Source organism: Microcoleus sp. T3_A4 (assembly GCF_036700465.1).
GTDB lineage: Bacteria > Cyanobacteriota > Cyanobacteriia > Cyanobacteriales > Microcoleaceae > Microcoleus.
This window is the reverse complement of the sequence record NZ_JAUBOY010000014.1, coordinates 115,523-131,399: the sequence shown is the minus strand read 5'-3', so window position 1 is coordinate 131,399 and position 15,877 is coordinate 115,523. Positions and strand designations below refer to the sequence as shown.

Below are 15,877 nucleotides of genomic sequence, written 5' to 3'. Positions count from 1 at the left end.
TTTTGACAATTTTCGAGATCGACTATTAGCTTGCTTTTCTAATTAGTCTTTCTTATCACCGCCAACCCAGAAGACCCAGAAGTAATTTAATCATTGATGATATTTTGAGCTTATGGGTAACAGTAAGCACCAAGATTGAAACCGACTGAATAAGTAATTTAATCATTCATACTTGCAGTCCTCTTAAGAGGACTTTAGCTTTGAGGCAGGGGTTTCAACCCTTGCCGGACTATGGGTTTTACGTTGAGTTATCAAGAACTCTTATTAACACCAATCCGCCTAGTCATTCCCATCCCCATCGGAGTTTTCCTCCCCACCCCGCAGTAAACAGCAAAATCAGCCAGAGCATTAATTTGCTTAATCACTAAAGGCTCCACATCTCCCAAAATCCGATAACTAACCTCCCCAACCATGCCGACAAAATCGCTTTGATAGTTAGTCAATCTTTCACTTTTGATATTGACAAATGTCGAAAAAAGTGAATCGAATGACTGATCGGGAATTGCGATCGGGCTGTACTTATTCCACCGACTGAGGAGACTGTTAAAAACGCAGTCTCTAGTAGGAATCACGGAATCAAATTTTCCCTGCCGAAAGGTAGTAGGAGTCGCAAAACTGAAGGCAATTAAGCGATTAGTTTCGGAAGCGCGATCGTACAATTGAGAGTAATCGCAAGCATTAGCCCAAGGCTGATCTACTTGGGGCGTTCCCAGAATCTTAGTAATCATCAAATCGGCGGGGCCCAGATGCCACGGCTTCGAGGGATTGAGATTCAGCCAAAGATTAGTTAATTTGCCGAATAAAGTGTCATCAAGCAGAGTAATCCGCCACCAACAGAGGGTATGTTCTGGAATCGGTTCTGTGTGTTCCCATTGCAGGAAATGGTGTTTTTTGAATGGGCATTTTTTAGTTTGCAAAGGGCTGAGGGTGAAGGATTTTTGGGCAGTGGCATCGTGGAGGCGATCGCCGAGTTGTTTGTCAACGGAGCTCACGAGGGTGAGGAAGAGGGCGTGCAGGTGTCTTCCGGTGAGGTATCCGGGGGGAATTGGGGCCAGGGGGAGGATGTTGAGGACTAGGCTGTGCGGCATAATTGGTTAATGGTTAAAAGAGGTGTGAATTAGCCGAGAGGTTTTCCCTGGTTTCTCGTTTTCTCATTTCTCGTTTTTCGTTCCCAGGTAGAACCTGGGAACGCATTTCTAGAGGATCTGCCTCCTATTAATTGGCTCCAAAGCGGTATTCCATACACGCCGGAATTTTGAGTTGGTCAAAGTCGTAACATCGCCCTAGCATTTTGACATTTTGGATGAGGCTAACTGGGGGCATATTAACCACATCGTAGCTAATCACTTGATGGGAAAACATCACGTCTAGAGGGTTGAGAAGATAGGGAAAGATGAAGTCTGTTTCTGAGGGCGATCGCTTCACTTCCTTCTGTTCTACGATTTCGACGGCTGCTTTGCTCATCCACTTTCCCAAACGAATCCATTTAGCCAGTTTCAGAGACTTCTCTGAGATTATGAAAAACTCAAATTTGCTTTCCGGCGCAATTTCTTTAGTTCTCCCAAAACTAGGGATATTTTTCTGGGTTTTCTCCATTTCAACGTGATAGTTGTTGTTGGCGTATTTCCAAGTGTTGAGAGTGGAGGAGTGGGAGATCGATCGCGCCGGAGTAACATAAATCCCCTGTTGGTTGAGCGCCGTTAAATGTTGCTCGTATTTAGGAACTTGTTCGGGACAGAAATAGCGATAGGAATCTTCTTCTGCAACGGTGGTGGAATAGATTTCGCTATCCACCAAACCGAGGGCGTAACAAAGCGCGTAATTGTGAATTACAGGCTCTGTTTCGTAAAGTCTCCCTATCTCGCGAGTTGCAAAATAAAGGCTATCGTGCAACTCGATTTGACAGCGGTAAATAAAAGCCATTGTTGTTACTCCGCTGCTGCTGTAGCTGCTGCCTTACCCTTGATATGCTTCTTCGCGTAAGCTTTAGCCTCGTCATCGGCTTTCTTCAACATTTTTTTGAGTTCATCTTCATTGCCAATAACAGCTTTAACCTCTGTCACTAATGGTGTAAACTTATCCCCAATAAAGTCTTCATGCACGATAAATTCCTCAGACAGTAACGTTTGGATAGCAGCCCTAGCAGCCATAATCACATCATCTTCATTGAGAGGGTTGTTGGAATTAAGTTTATCGTCACCCTGCAATTTATCGTAAATTGCTTGCGTCCAGCGGAGATTACTGGTAATTTCGCCGTCGGCAAATACAACACCAATTAACTCATTTCTGACTCGACCTGTGCGGGTGGTTTGAGCGCCATAGTGCCGCGTTCTGAGGATGTTGTTAAAAACATACAAAAAACTAGCTTCTGTAGGGTCTTTCAGGGTGACAATGCTAGGAAAGAAAATCTGGGGTTTGATGTGGTCTTGCTGATTGATGCGACTGGTAACTTCGCCTGGTTTGGAACCTGCTTCACCCTTAGATGCCATTGTGCCATTCTCAAAGGGAGCATTGAGGGTAAACGTCTCGTGAGATTCATCAAAAGCGGTAATTGAAAATGCTGTGTCAACTACTACTTTTGATTTTTCTGAACCCGAGTCACCGATCGCAAATCCGTAGATAATGCAATCAGGATTATTCATTGCAAACTTGACATTGTATTCGCAATCTTCAGCGCTCATAAAACCATAGTTACGCAGCAACTCGCGACCGACTAAACGTTCTGGTGTAGATTGTTTGCGCTTAAACATGGTAAGGCGGCTGATAGGTTTTTGGTCTTCAATTCCGGCCCTCACCCGCGCTTTATTCAGTTCTCCATCGGTCTGAAATAGGGGATAAGATTCGGTGACTCGCACAGTCAGGAAATGTACATATTTACCCATTGGTTTGTAAGGGATGTTAGCGTGGAAACATTGAGAGTCAACTGTTTTCAAGAAAGTCATGATTTGTGTCCTATGTAAAAATGTTAGTTTGGTTGTTTGCGTGTAGCCTATGAAACAAAATATTCAGCTTTAATCGTCACCTTCTTCCTGAGATTCGTCAGGAGATTTGTCATCTCGCGCCCGATTTTCCTTGTCATTCTCTAAACGATAAAGGAATTCGCAGGTATCTCGGATTAGGTTGATTTGGCGGCCGGCTAAACGAGCCCGATCGCCCGCGAAAGACTGCTCAAATACATCCTCAACAAAGTAGCGAGCAAATTCTAAAATTGCCTCTCGTTCTTCCTCCCGCTTGCTAAAAATCCAGCGCCCTTCAGCAGTAGAAGCGTGAACGCGATCCATTAGCTTTGAAACTTCAGCAGCAACAACAACAACTAAAGAAAAAGTGCGATCGGCTTCCAGGATAGTTTTAGCAGCAATATCAATCGGTTTCAGCACAGCATTTGCCTTGGGATTATATCGCTTACTTGCACGGTAAAATCGGCGATACAATTCCGTCAGTTTTTGGGGGTGATTTAAACTTGATTCGGTTGTCACAGTCAATCTCTCCTCTTCGTGATTATAGCGGGCATAGGAGTCAAAGCAAGGGTAAAAATGATAAGCATAAAGCTTGATTTTTTGAATTGACGCCGTTTCATTTTTCTGTTTCCGCACCCACTTATTTAGGTAGCTAAACACATAAAGAGGGCTGGTTTCAAAATCAGCGGCGAGTTCAGTTAATTTTCCCCAGTTGGAGTCATAACCGGACTTCCCTTGTTTTGCATTAACATCAAGGTGAATCGCATAAGCAGCAGTTAACACATTCAAAGGTGCAGGATAAGATTTGCCGTTTTCCTCCCATCCTTCTAGGATGTAGTCGAGGCGGAAGCGATCGCGATTTGTCAACACCCTAAAAGCTTGGGGCGCACTGTCAAGAAATACGCTTTCTTCAAATTCCGCACCGTCGTTAAAAGGCGGAATTGGCGACTCTGAAACCACGGTTTTTACATCTAGAATCATGGGAAAAGCAAAAGCTAGCCAAGCTGGCATAATCCAAGATTCAGTATCGGTTATCTTTTTATCTTTACCTTTCTTTTCGGGAGGCAATGCCATAAAGTAAAAAGTCAGCGGTTGATTGTCAGGATAGGAAAGTTTGAAAGTTTTATCCCTTTTAGCTTCACTTTTCCGATCGAGATGAAAAATATCAACGCTTTGATAACGACTCAGTTCAAAGTTAGCTTTAAGTTCCTTGCTAATAAAGTGATTGCGAACTCCCGTATCAAAGCGAGTTTGGGAAATCTCATCATAAGCTTGATGCAAAAAATGGTTAGTTTCAGGAGTGCAGTAGTAAGTTGGGTAAAAGTATAGGTATCGGTATTTAGCATCCTCAAAACGTCCTCCTATTTCCTGAGTTTGGCTCATTAAAATCTGTCGCAGCATCATTTCAATGCCAGCAATACTGGAGATATTGCGTTTAGCATTCGACCCTCCCAACATTTGCTTGTTAGTATAAACTTGCGGTGTGAATAAAACCGCTGACTCCATCTGTTCGGTAACGGTATAAGCCGAGTGAGAAATCGAACATATTAATTGTTTTCCCCGTCCCGATTTTTTTGCAGCTTGATAACGCTCTAATTCATCTAAGAAAAGCTGAGCAGATATTGGTTCGGGTTCAGGAGTTGGCAACATCACAACTCGCGTTACCCACAGCCGCAAGTCTTCCCAACCATCAGATATGTTGTACTGAGAAAGTATTGGCTGAATTAATGTAGCAATATCTGCAATTAACTTCTCGCAAACAGGACGCACGTCTTCAATACTGGGGTGATGTTCTAAATACTTAGCAGCTAAGTAGTACCATTCATAGGGAACGCCACCTGTATTGCCTTTTAGTTTGTGTTCCTTCAGCCTTTTATTAATCTTCTGAATTTCGCGAAGGGGTGGGAGAAACTCTGAAAGACTCCATAACTCAGCAACTTGGTGAATTAACTTTTCTGGGGTTAACTCAATTACTCCCAGTGCGGGTAAAGTTTTATCTTTCTTGCGTTCTGCTTCCCGCTTTTTGCGTTCTGCTTCCATTTTATTAACTTGGTCTCCCCAAATTTTCCGGCTTGCTAAGTCTCCAAACTCGGCAATCTGGTCGATGCGAATGTCATCTTTAAACCGGAAGTCATAATCGGCCGATAAAATTTGTTTCTGTTGAAATTTTATCAAATTATCACTGCGTTCTTTAGAAACAGGCTTTTTACCATCTTTGAGAATTCTCATAGTTGCACTTAAACCAACTTTCATTAAAGCTGGGATGTCAAAGAATAAATTGTAGTAATCGGCATATTTCATGCCTTTACCATCTCGGCTAAATCCTGTTTGCCTTTCTTGCAGTTTTTGGGAACAGAGCGATTTGATGTTATTAACTACTCGCTCTGGTATACTGTCAACTGTTACCGTTGGAGCATTGCGGTGCGTTAAGTAAATGATACCTGTCGGCAAATACAACAGGGGTTCATAATACCTGGAAAAGGGATCGTAGTGTTTGCAACAAGCTTGTAACCCAGCTATTCCTGGTAACGTGTTATATTTGCAAAATTCTTGATAGTGTTCGCAATCTGAAATATGACGACCAGTATAGGCATCTATCAGAGCATTGTTAACAATATTGGTTAGTACACCGCGATTTTCAGCAATACTGTGATAAGAGAGTTTTAGTTGTCTGTCGCTCACTTGACCAATGAGATTGTTCAAACCCGGTTTGAGAGCATCTTGAGGATGTTTAACGATGGATGCCAAACGATCGGCCAGACAAGCCAATTTTGCTAATTCAACCAACTTGTCCCCTGTTAGTTTAGGCTGGAGCCCGCTGTGTACAGAAAAATTCCAGTTCGTGTCCCACCGAGTTTGAGCGTTGTAGGCAATGCAAAGCAAATCGTCTAGATACTCGCGATAAGCTTCTGGATCTTTGGGATTAATTAAGCGATCGAGAGTGAGATCTCGAATTATGACATCAATAATTTCTCGATGTTCGGCTATAGATACCTTACGGATTTTCTGTTCCTTGTCTTTTTGGAAATCTTTGTATTTCTGTGGCATTTGGGGAAATCTGCTGTAATCAAATTTCTCAAAGTCGTGCAGAATAAAAGCTGCTACCAGCAGTCGCCTTTCCGGTTTGCGAATCACCCGCTTAACGGTTGTATTTAATTTTTCCAAGCGCTGTTCGATTAAATTAGCGGGGAAAAGTCCGTTAAGTAAATGAGTATTTAGGGATTGATCGGCGGCATTTCTCCTGTCCATTACTTTGCCTTTTGCTGCAAGTTCCTGTTCCTTGGCTTCGATCCATTTACCGCCTTTAGCAGTAACGCCGATCGCCACTCGCAGCAGATTTGGCAGAACATACTCGGCAAAATCAGCCATGATGGGGTCATCGGGATTTTGAGCCAAGATTGCCGATCGCAAAAGCTTGACGGTAATTAACTCTTGTTGGGGCGGCTCAATATCGCGATCGGTACTTTCAAAACTCAACCCCAAATCATCATCGTCTTCTTCTTCCAAATCATCTTCTTCCAAATCATCAAACTGTTCAACATTCAAATTCTGTGGTGCGTCAAAAAGTGATAGTTGTATAAATTCTGACTCGGTTGGTTTATTCTTCTTGGCCATTTTCTACTTCCTCCTAGAATTAAGGTATTCAGTGATTTGTTGGATATAGATCGGATATTGAGTTAATGCTGCTTGAATACCATTGAATAGCTCTACATAATTTATCTCCAAATATCGGTGAGCTAAAATATTACGGAGTCCTGCTGACAGTGCTAAATCTGTCGCAAGTTCAGGGGTGATAATTCCATATCGTCCAGCCTTGACAAAAGAGTCTTTATTGGATAGAGGCTGAATATTTTTGTCGCGAGTTAGGATATGCTCGTTGATATCGATCGCAGCTTGAGAAATTAATTCCATAATTCGCTCCGAAATTGTTTTATGGTCAAAACTACTCAAGTAATCTTCTAAGCTCATTCCTCGAAATCGCCTTAATTCCAGAAGATAATTACCAATAAACTCCAATCTGCTTAAAACAACTGTAGGTTCAATACTCATACTACATCCCATTTCTTCAAAAACAACTCAATTTTATTCCGAAGCTCCCACTCTGTTTCCTTCAATTCTGAATCGCTCATCAAAGCTTTTTGTTTGAATTTTTCAAATTCTCCCGGTTCGCTTTCATACAAAACCTTGCCATCACGAGCGATAAAATGAGCAATAATTGAGGAGCATCTATTTAACTCAACAACATCTATTTCATCACTGTTGATTTCAAAAAAATCGCCGAGTTTTTGAGGAACCTCAAACCAAGCAAAAGCCTGCTTTCCAATGCAAGCTTTCCGTTTGTCTTCATCATAGAGTGTGGCAAAATCCCAGTCACTTTTAGGATGAGTTTTTCCTGTGGCTCTAGAGCCAAACAAAACTAACATTTTGAGGTAAGGAATTTTTTCTTGAAGTTGTGAATCAAGGATCTTCATATCAAATAGAGATTGAGTGTTCATAGCAGTTGTGAAAAATTAGGTTGTAGAAAGAAAAGGGAAGCTCCCGCAGAATAAAAGTTCTTCAGAGTTTGCAGTTTTGTTGACAAGTGACTGAACCAGCCATTTTTTGGGGGTTGAGACTACCTATGTCTGTACTTAACGCCGCAAGCTACCGATGAGCTTCCCTTGTGAATGCAGAGACTCTTTTAGAAGTAAAGAGTCTCAATAAAACTAGGCACTCTTGGCTAACGCCATCTGGTAGACGTAAACATTGTGAGCAACGCGAACAGTTTCAATGTCGTACCCGTCATCCTTGCGGAGCGACTCGACAGCCGCACTGAACCTGTGAGTTATGGGTATCAACTCTTCTTTGGAGTGAGGTTTTCCGTCTAACAGAAGTTGCAAAATTCGCTGTTTTTTACTCATGTGATCCTCCTAACTATATTTATCTGACGCTAACACCTGTCCATATGCCAAATCAAGGGATCGCTTAAAAAATTAAAGTTCAGACTTATACAACAGTCGAATATGTCAGTATTTACTAAACTTGTCCTCTACCGCGTGTTACCCTTATATTTGAGCGGGGTAAGACCAAAAAGATACTTGGTCTAAATCCCTATCAGGGATTGAAACGAATACGTCTGCACTTACTGGCGTAAGCTTCCTCTCCGTCTCACTAACCCAAATCCCTATCAGGGCTTAAGCTTTCAACCAATCCACACCTCACCTCCCTTACTCTTGAGCCGATAAGCGAGAGTATCCAAAAGCAGGGCCGACTGGCCGAATGCTACCGAGTAAGGTGCTCCGGGTTCGTGCCGACCAGACTCGTCAATTGGGTAAATCTGAAAGTGCATGGGTAATTGCAACCGTTTTTTAGCTTCCTGCACCGGATAGCGGATGACGTAACTCACCAAACCCCGCAATTTCAGCCGCTTGTTAATTTCATTAATCCAGCGATTTCCAGGCTGCAAAACTTGAATACCCAACAGAACTTGCACTTTCCAAGCATCTGCAACTTCCCCCAAATCTCCGGGATAGATAAATTTCCAATTCATTCGTTCCTCTCGATAAGCTTGCAATTTCATAAAGGCTAAACAGCGTTCAAATCGTCCTTTAGGGATGGGTTGACTTGTGCGTTCCGCTGTCTCTTGCAGCAGTCGCATATAAACCGATTCTGTCATAGGTTCAATTTCCAAATTACTCAAAATTCCCGGCAAATCGTAGGTCTTAAAGCGGTCTGCTTCGTTTCGCTCGGTGAGGTCGTACAAACCGCACTGAAGAGAACTAGAACCTCGAAAACTGCAAGCATCTTCGGCAATGGGATTTCCAGTTTTTTGTTTCGATAACTCCTGCCATTCTATTGTCCATTTCTTGACGCAACCTCTCACCCTTCCCAAACTGGTGTCAAAGACTTGTTCGCAATCTTTCTTAAATGCTTTATGACTTTCTGCAAATTCCTGTTTGATGGTTTCGTGAGCTAATCCTTGACTGCTGCTCAGCAAAACTGACTGCACCCCGGCCCACCGTTTGTAATAGCCTCGGAAATCATTGATTTTGCGGTAGTTGTCGCGGATTTGAGCGTGAAAGTTAGGACGATCGTAAATTCCGCCTAGTTCTAGTGGTGCATCTTTTTCTTCAAACAATCTTGCTACTAAAAAATTGGGTGACAGAGCATAAGCTGTAAAGTGATTAAATGCTATCTTTTTGCCATTTTTTTCGTAACCGTCATGCCGTCCCAGCCTTCCCAGGCGCTGAATGAAGCTACCTGCATCGGCTGATTCAAAAATTAAGAAATTAATTTGGAAGTCAACGCCGACATCTATTGTGCTAGTTCCCAAAACTAAGTCAGCTTCGAGCGATCGCTCTTTATCCCCTTTCCCTGTCAAGCTCGTGTTTTCCTCAACTCTGAGAGTATACAAGAATTCCTTAAATTTGCGAGTGAGACGCTTGACGGCTGCAATTGAATTGAGAATAATCGCTCCTTTACTACCCGGATGCTGCTGAAAATAATCAGCGATTAAATTGCGATTTTCCCAAAGCCAAGTTTCCGTAGCTTGATAGGTAGGTTCCAGAGAAATGAAAGTTAAAGAAATTGCTCGCGATACTTGCCGCCATCCCTCTGCTTGTAATTCATTTTTTTGGCTGGCTGTATCTGGAAACCGATATTTTTTCTCGGTCAGCGGATCGATAATCTTCGGTTGAAAACCAGCTTTCTGTAAAAGCTGAATTAATTGTTCGTCTGGTGTTGCTGACAGAAATAGATACTTTTTGCGGCGGTTGGTGTGCTTAATCAACAGCATCGTGTTGATAATGCTGGCAGTTTGCGGAGCCGTGCAAACGTGAAATTCATCAACAATGAATAACTCGAATCTAGTATCGATCGGACTCCACAGCTTATTCGGACTATCTTTGGGAGTTAAATAAGCGTGGCGGTGGAGGTAGTGAAAAATGTCAGGATTGGTAAGAATTATTTCAGATTGCTGAGTGCGAGTGGCGATCGCTTCCCACTTTTTGATGTTTTCACTTTCGGCGTAAATTTCTAACTCTGGGCCACTCAGTCTCGAAACTCGCAATTCATCAACGAGTTTAAACAACTCAATGTATTGCTTAATTTGGATTTCTTGGTCGCGAGCTAGTTCATTTGTTGGGTACAGTCCAATGACATTGTAATACCCTTGGACTATTCCTTGGAGAAGTGTTTCTAGATAAGCCGCCAAGCTTTTGCCATCACCAGTCATCGCCGTATTGATAATGACATCAATATTCGGATCACGAATTGCCTTTAAAGTTTCGAGTTGATGCCAAGAAAGTGTCCAACCTTCCGGTAATTTGACTCCCTGGGGAATCTCCGCAGCGGGACAGGAATAAACGGATTTGAGGGTAATTTGGTAGTCGGACATATGCTGAAAGTGTGTCCGTAGAAAGTGGATATTCCCCATATTGACACCGACAATAGAGATAATCAACCCTGTATCAAGATAAAGTGTCCGTACATTTATGAGTCGCAAAGGTCAATCGATCACCCTATCGGTTTCTGAACGAGATAAAACTGAGTTGGAAGCCTTGGCCCAAGAATTCGGGAAGACGTGGGGCGATCGCCCGAACATATCCAAACTGATAGAAGCGATCGCCCGCCGCCAATTGACGATCGCCCCCAACCACGACTGGCCCCAAACCCGCATCCAAGCCCTAGACCTCGCCCGACAGCAATTGCTTGACTTGGGTAAAATTGATGAAGCGCTGGCAATTGCCCAATTGTTGAGCGATCGCAGCGAACTAACTCTCCCCTTCCGGGCTGAAATCGATCGGTTTTTGAGCAACCCATTACCTACTTGGCGGCAAAAAATCGATAATTTTATCCACAGACACCAACCATTTCGCCTTTCCTATCGAGATGCAGCCGATCGCCTTTGGAGTTACACAGTCTTACACGCTCGGATTGTTCCTATTGAAAAACGACAGTATTTAATGTGCCGCTGCGAAGAATCTGAGGGAAATCAAGACGTACCTGGACTCGAACACAACTGGACGCTGCTGCTTGATCGCATTGAAGATGCTGCGGTGATTTCGGTCGATCGAACTTGGTTGCCCGATTTAGATCGAATTTCCGTAGAATTTCACTTATTCGGCAGGCTTGCCTTTAACTACAGACGAAAGCAAGGCGATGTGGAAGTCAGCGACTTAGAAGGCGATCCGCCAATGAGACGAGTCACCCGTCCGATTTTCAATACCTTCTGGTTTTTCCGCGAAATTGCCCCCTATTGGGAAGATTGCGCGATCGCCTCTCCAGACAGCGTGCGCGATCGCTTCCAACAAAAACTGATCGCCCTCTGCCGCCAGTACAACCTGGAAATCCGCGATTAGATCAAAAAAAAGCAGCCGGTAAAGGCTGCTTTGACAAAAAAACCGTTGTTGAGTTAGAGGAGAAAACTTTAAATCGAATTCAAATTACCGCTGTTTCCACTCCTGCCTGAGTTTCCACTATTTTTATCTACCGCTGACTCACCCTGCCTTCAGAACAAAACTTCAAGTCCCGATTAGAATGCTGCTGAAAGTTCGTTGACTACTTGGACTCGGCCTCTAAGCACCGCCCGCAGCAAGCGGTTGACACAGCCTCTGTCTTCGTCATTCAGAGAGTCATCGAAGGTGGCGGCCATCAAACCGTAGCGATCCGCCAGAGTCAAAACGCCTGTATCGGTTACAGAAGCGAGGATTTCAGAGATAGCGCCGGGGAGGAGTTGTACGGGGTGCATGGCAGTGCGGTTGAATTCGATATATTTATCATCTTCTGGTTTCCTCAAAAGATCGGTGATATTAATGAGGCCGCGAAGGTGATTGTCAGGGGTGAAAGCAAGTGATCCGAGTAGAGTAAAGTTGTGATTTGGGTCACAGGGCGATCGCCCGACAGCTTAAAACCCACCTCTGGCAGATGCGCCCATACCAGCGGAATTTATACACTTGGTATGATTTCTAAATGAGTTCCACCCTTACCCCCCTACCGAAAATGCTTGATTTTCTCAATCCCATCTTGGGCCGCAAGCCCGATCGCATCAAAGCCAATGTGGAAATCTATACTTGGCAAACCTGTCCCTACTGCATCCGCGCCAAAACTTTGCTGTGGTGGAAAGGCGTAAATTTCACCGAATACAAAATTGATGGCGACGAAGCGGCTAGAAAAGCAATGGCCGATCGCGCTAAAGGACGCCGCAGCGTGCCCCAAATTTTCATTAATAACCAACACGTAGGCGGCTGCGATGACATTCACAAACTCGATGCAGATGGAGAGTTAGATGCGCTGCTAGCTCAACCAGCAGTTTAAATTAGTGTAGGTTGGGTTTCGTTCCACCTGCTCAACCTACCAATTTACAAATCTTTGGCAAATTTACTTAGATTATCTTGCCGCCATTTAGCATCGGCGCGCCTGTCTGTTTGCAATTCTAAGACGCGAATCCCGCTATTTGACAAAAAACTTAATTTTTGTTTGAACTGTTCCCAATCCTCAATTACCTCGTGTTCCACGCCGTAAGTTGCACACAACTGAGCAAAATTTATCTGCTGCGGCGTGGCAAAAAACTCTTCAAAGGGCGGGTCAAATTTGGCAACGGGCAACATTTCAAAAATTCCGCCCCCGTTGTTATTAATTAATATGATTGTCAGATGACCGACAAATTTATTTTTAATTAAAAAACCGTTCGTATCGTGCAAAAGTGTTAAATCCCCTGTTAGCATGATGCTGCTTTGATTGCGGTGAGCAACTCCCAAAGCTGTTGATAATGTGCCGTCTATGCCGTTAGCGCCGCGATTGACAAAATGTTTTATTTCTAAGTGGTTTGGCTTCCAGAAAAACTCGACATCTCGGACGGGCATACTGTTGGCAATAAATATCGGTGTTTCGGGTGGCAAAATTTGGGAAAGCAGCCAGGAAACTTTGGGTTCGATTATGTGGTTAATTGTTGATATTTTTTGGTCTATTGTTTGTCTGACTTGGGTTTCGGTGTTGCGCCAAAGTTGGAGGTATTCGTTGGATGCCGAGGTTAGAACCCCCCCTAACCCCCCCTTGCTAAGGGGGGGGACAAGAGTTGATTCCCCATTCGTCAGGGGGGGGATTTGATGGGAGATATTAGTGGTAGCAGGGGCTCGATCCCCCCCTAACCCCCCCTTAATAAGGGGGGGGACAAGAGTTAATATAGTTGCGAGATTAGTTGCGAGATTTTCTACCGAGGTTCGCAGGTGAATTGTTTGGCCGTGTAGCGGATCGAAATTGTGGTGGCTGGGGTCGATTATGTAGCGTTTTGGTTGGGTTTTGTCTAGCCAGTTTCGCAGTTCTTTGCTTGTGGGTAAGTCTCCGATTTGAATGGCGATTTCTGGGGTTAATTTATCTGCTAGTTCGCGGTTTCGCAGGATTAAATCGTAGGTGGAAATTAGATAAGGGTTGAGTTGGGCGTAGTTTCTGACGGGGGATAGTCCTTCTGCTAAAACTGGCCAGTTTAAGGATTTGGAAATTTGGCCGATCGCACTACAATATTTTTCGGCAAATTGAGGCTGTGCAACGCCTGCAATAATAATCCCTTTGCTGCACTTTGGCCACTGTTGCATGGTACTTTCTTCTCCCCCGCTTAACAAGGGGGGGCTGGGGGGGGTAGAGCTTTCTCCCGCGAAAATGGGTTCTAATCCTGCAAAGAAATCTTCGGGATTAAATTCTGTTTCTAAAGCTTCTACGGCTATGTCTGGAACGGGTACAAGCGGGTCGCGAAACGGGATGTTGAGGTGGACGGGGCCTGGTGTTGGAAATTGCGATCGCTCCCAAGCATACACGATCGTCTGCCGCAGATAGTCTAGCATTCCTCTGGACGCAGAAGGTATCGCTAATTCGGCTTGCCAGTTGGGATAATTGCCGTAGATTTTCACTTGGTCGATCGCTTGTCCGGCGTGACAGTCCCGCAGTTCTGGAGGGCGATCTGCGCTGAATATTAGCAGCGGAATTCGACTTTCTCTCGCTTCTATTATTGCGGGATAAAAGTTGGCTGCGGCGGTTCCCGATGTGCAAATTAGTGCGGTTGGCAAATAGGATTTTTTGGCAATTCCTAATGCAAAAAAACTAGCTGAACGTTCGTCGAGTATGGGAATAGTTTCTATTTTTTTGTTTTGAGCAAAGGCTATTGTTAGCGGTGCCGATCGCGAACCGGGACAAATCACGGCGGTAGTTAATCCCAACCGCTGCAAAGTTTCTGCTAATACGGAAGCCCAGACGGTATTTGTGTTGCGAAAGTCAAGCATTTGGTTGTTTTGGCGATGATATTTTTATGATATATTCCTAAACTAAAGCATTTAAAAGTGGTTGTAATTTGAGCTGAATTTCTGCTAGTTCTTTCTCTGGTTCCGAACCCGCCACAATACCAGCACCAGCATAAAGTATAGCCCGCTCGCCATCGATTAAAGCCGATCGAATGCCGACGGCAAATTCGCCGTTACCGGCGCGATCGATCCAGCCGAGGGGTGCTGCGTACAAAGAGCGATCGCAGCTTTCGCAGCGGCGAATTTGTTCGAGGGCAACATCTCTCGGCACGCCTGCTACCGCTGGGGTTGGATGCAGTTGAGCTAAAATCTTTAATAAATGAATATCAGGGGGAATTTGAGCTGTTATAGGTGTCCACAAATGCTGAATGTTTGATAGTTGCAGCAGTCTGGGCACTGGGGAAAATTTGGGAGTAATGCCGAGTTTAGACAGGCGATCGACAATAAAGTCAATCACAACTTGATGTTCGCGAATATCCTTCTCGCTTTCTAGCAATCCTTGGGCTAATTTCGCATCTCCCACTTCAGTTTTTCCCCTCGGTGCTGAACCTGCTAAAGCATCTGTTAATAACTGATTGTTGTGAATGCTAATTAAGCGTTCTGGACTGGCACCGATAAAATTTTGTCCTTTGCCGTTACTGGTTGAAAATACATAGCAATCTGGATAGCTGAGACGCAAGTTGTTTAATGAATCTATTAAACTGAAAGGGGTTTGAGAAATCACATTGATTGCTTGGGATAAAACAATTTTACTAAAATATTTAGAGGCGATCAGTTCTAAAGCAGACTTTACTGATGTTTTAAATTGAGTGGCATCATTGACGGGGATTTGTTTCAAAGATATCGAACTGTCGATCGCAGTTGTTAGTTTATGGTATTTGCGAGATTCAATTTTATCAAACGTTTGCCAAATATTTTCAGCAATGTTTTTAACGTTTCGATCTTTTTCTATGATGGCATTGGCGACGAGAATGCAGCTATCTTTCTGTCTGGTGATCTGCCATTTGGGTAAAAATATGGTGGCGGGCGGAAAGTAAGAATTAGCAGCAATGTTCTCATCAAAAAAAGCAAAGCTACAAAAAAAGTGAGGGCCGCTAAATGGCAAGCGTTCCGCACCAATGGTAATTGTATTGGCAACTGTTGAACGAATAAAGTTTTGAGCTGCTACAAATCGATCGCTTCCTGCTACGGTGAGATGGATTGCCGAATCAAGGGCGGCAATTGCAAAACTTTTGCCGGCAATGGGGTCTCTTTTTTCAAAGTAAAAGTGCCGCTGACAAGGTTCGGAAATCTCTTGCAGTACAGCTAGCGGATCGAGGGGATAAATTTCCTGAGAAATACTAACTATTTTTGTGCGATCTTTTTCGGTTAAAGACTGCTGGCAATTTAACAGAAACTGATGCAGTTGATTGCGGTCTTGCAAGAGATTAGCGCGGTGCGGTATTACTGTCATGAAAGCGAGAATAGCAGATTTGTCAGATAGAGTGTGGGTTTGTCCGGCTAAAACCCCTATTTCGATCTAAGCACGGGAGGGCGATCGCAAAACACGACCTTTTGAGTTTCCCTCCCTGTTTGGGCTCTGTTGGGGAAAAAAACCGACCGTCGGGCGATCGATCGAAACATTTAGACACAAAACTTTAAGATCGATCG

Annotated in this window: 13 protein-coding genes; 2 read left to right on the top strand and 11 right to left on the bottom strand. The window is 43.9% G+C overall.

From position 1 onward, the window contains the following. Positions 1–251 precede the first annotated feature (251 nt). The 8 genes from cas6 to cas3 form a co-directional block, all read right to left on the bottom strand. Positions 252–1,088 (bottom strand): CRISPR-associated endoribonuclease Cas6, encoded by an 837-nt coding sequence (gene cas6, locus QUA07_RS10405; protein ID WP_333324724.1) that lies wholly within the window; start codon positions 1,086–1,088, stop codon positions 252–254. A 127-nt stretch (positions 1,089–1,215) separates the two neighbouring features. Then, positions 1,216–1,923 carry a type I-D CRISPR-associated protein Cas5/Csc1 gene (cas5d, locus tag QUA07_RS10400; RefSeq protein WP_333324722.1) on the bottom strand — a complete coding sequence of 236 codons (708 nt, stop codon included), beginning with the start codon at positions 1,921–1,923 and terminating at the stop codon, positions 1,216–1,218. A gap of 5 nt (positions 1,924–1,928) precedes the next feature. Next, positions 1,929–2,942, bottom strand: a complete 1,014-nt coding sequence (gene cas7d, locus QUA07_RS10395; protein WP_333324720.1) for a type I-D CRISPR-associated protein Cas7/Csc2 — start codon at positions 2,940–2,942, stop codon at positions 1,929–1,931. A 69-nt stretch (positions 2,943–3,011) separates the two neighbouring features. Further along, positions 3,012–6,572, bottom strand: coding sequence for a type I-D CRISPR-associated protein Cas10d/Csc3 (cas10d, locus tag QUA07_RS10390; protein ID WP_333324718.1), 3,561 nt, complete (start codon positions 6,570–6,572; stop codon positions 3,012–3,014). A gap of 3 nt (positions 6,573–6,575) precedes the next feature. Beyond that, on the bottom strand, positions 6,576–7,007 hold the full coding sequence (hepT, locus tag QUA07_RS10385; RefSeq protein WP_333324716.1) for a type VII toxin-antitoxin system HepT family RNase toxin: 432 nt from the start codon (positions 7,005–7,007) through the stop codon (positions 6,576–6,578). Continuing rightward, positions 7,004–7,453, bottom strand: coding sequence for a type VII toxin-antitoxin system MntA family adenylyltransferase antitoxin (gene mntA / locus QUA07_RS10380; protein ID WP_333324714.1), 450 nt, complete (start codon positions 7,451–7,453; stop codon positions 7,004–7,006). The genes hepT and mntA overlap by 4 nt, the downstream gene beginning before the upstream one ends. A gap of 210 nt (positions 7,454–7,663) precedes the next feature. Further along, positions 7,664–7,858, bottom strand: a complete 195-nt coding sequence (locus QUA07_RS10375; protein ID WP_332980042.1) for a hypothetical protein — start codon at positions 7,856–7,858, stop codon at positions 7,664–7,666. Between the two features lie 281 nt (positions 7,859–8,139). Beyond that, positions 8,140–10,332 carry a type I-D CRISPR-associated helicase Cas3' gene (cas3, locus tag QUA07_RS10370; protein WP_333324712.1) on the bottom strand — a complete coding sequence of 731 codons (2,193 nt, stop codon included), beginning with the start codon at positions 10,330–10,332 and terminating at the stop codon, positions 8,140–8,142. A 97-nt stretch (positions 10,333–10,429) separates the two neighbouring features. Here cas3 and QUA07_RS10365 point away from each other — a divergent pair, with 97 nt between their 5' ends. Then, positions 10,430–11,296, top strand: coding sequence for a WYL domain-containing protein (locus tag QUA07_RS10365; RefSeq protein WP_333324710.1), 867 nt, complete (start codon positions 10,430–10,432; stop codon positions 11,294–11,296). Positions 11,297–11,469: 173 nt separating this feature from the next. Here QUA07_RS10365 and QUA07_RS10360 read toward each other — a convergent pair whose 3' ends face one another. Further along, complete coding sequence (locus QUA07_RS10360) at positions 11,470–11,685, bottom strand: hypothetical protein (protein ID WP_172188518.1); 216 nt, start codon at positions 11,683–11,685, stop codon at positions 11,470–11,472. Between the two features lie 251 nt (positions 11,686–11,936). Between QUA07_RS10360 and grxC the strand changes: the two genes are divergently transcribed. Then, the gene (gene grxC / locus QUA07_RS10355) at positions 11,937–12,251 is read left to right on the top strand and encodes a glutaredoxin 3 (RefSeq protein ID WP_333324708.1); all 315 of its coding nucleotides are present in this window, start codon (positions 11,937–11,939) and stop codon (positions 12,249–12,251) included. A 44-nt stretch (positions 12,252–12,295) separates the two neighbouring features. On the opposite strand, the gene menD is transcribed toward grxC, so the two are convergent. Beyond that, on the bottom strand, positions 12,296–14,209 hold the full coding sequence (gene menD, locus QUA07_RS10350) for a 2-succinyl-5-enolpyruvyl-6-hydroxy-3-cyclohexene-1-carboxylic-acid synthase (RefSeq protein ID WP_333324706.1): 1,914 nt from the start codon (positions 14,207–14,209) through the stop codon (positions 12,296–12,298). Between the two features lie 37 nt (positions 14,210–14,246). Then, entirely contained in the window at positions 14,247–15,680 is a 1,434-nt protein-coding gene (locus QUA07_RS10345) for an isochorismate synthase (RefSeq protein ID WP_333324703.1), read from the bottom strand. Positions 15,681–15,877 lie beyond the last annotated feature (197 nt).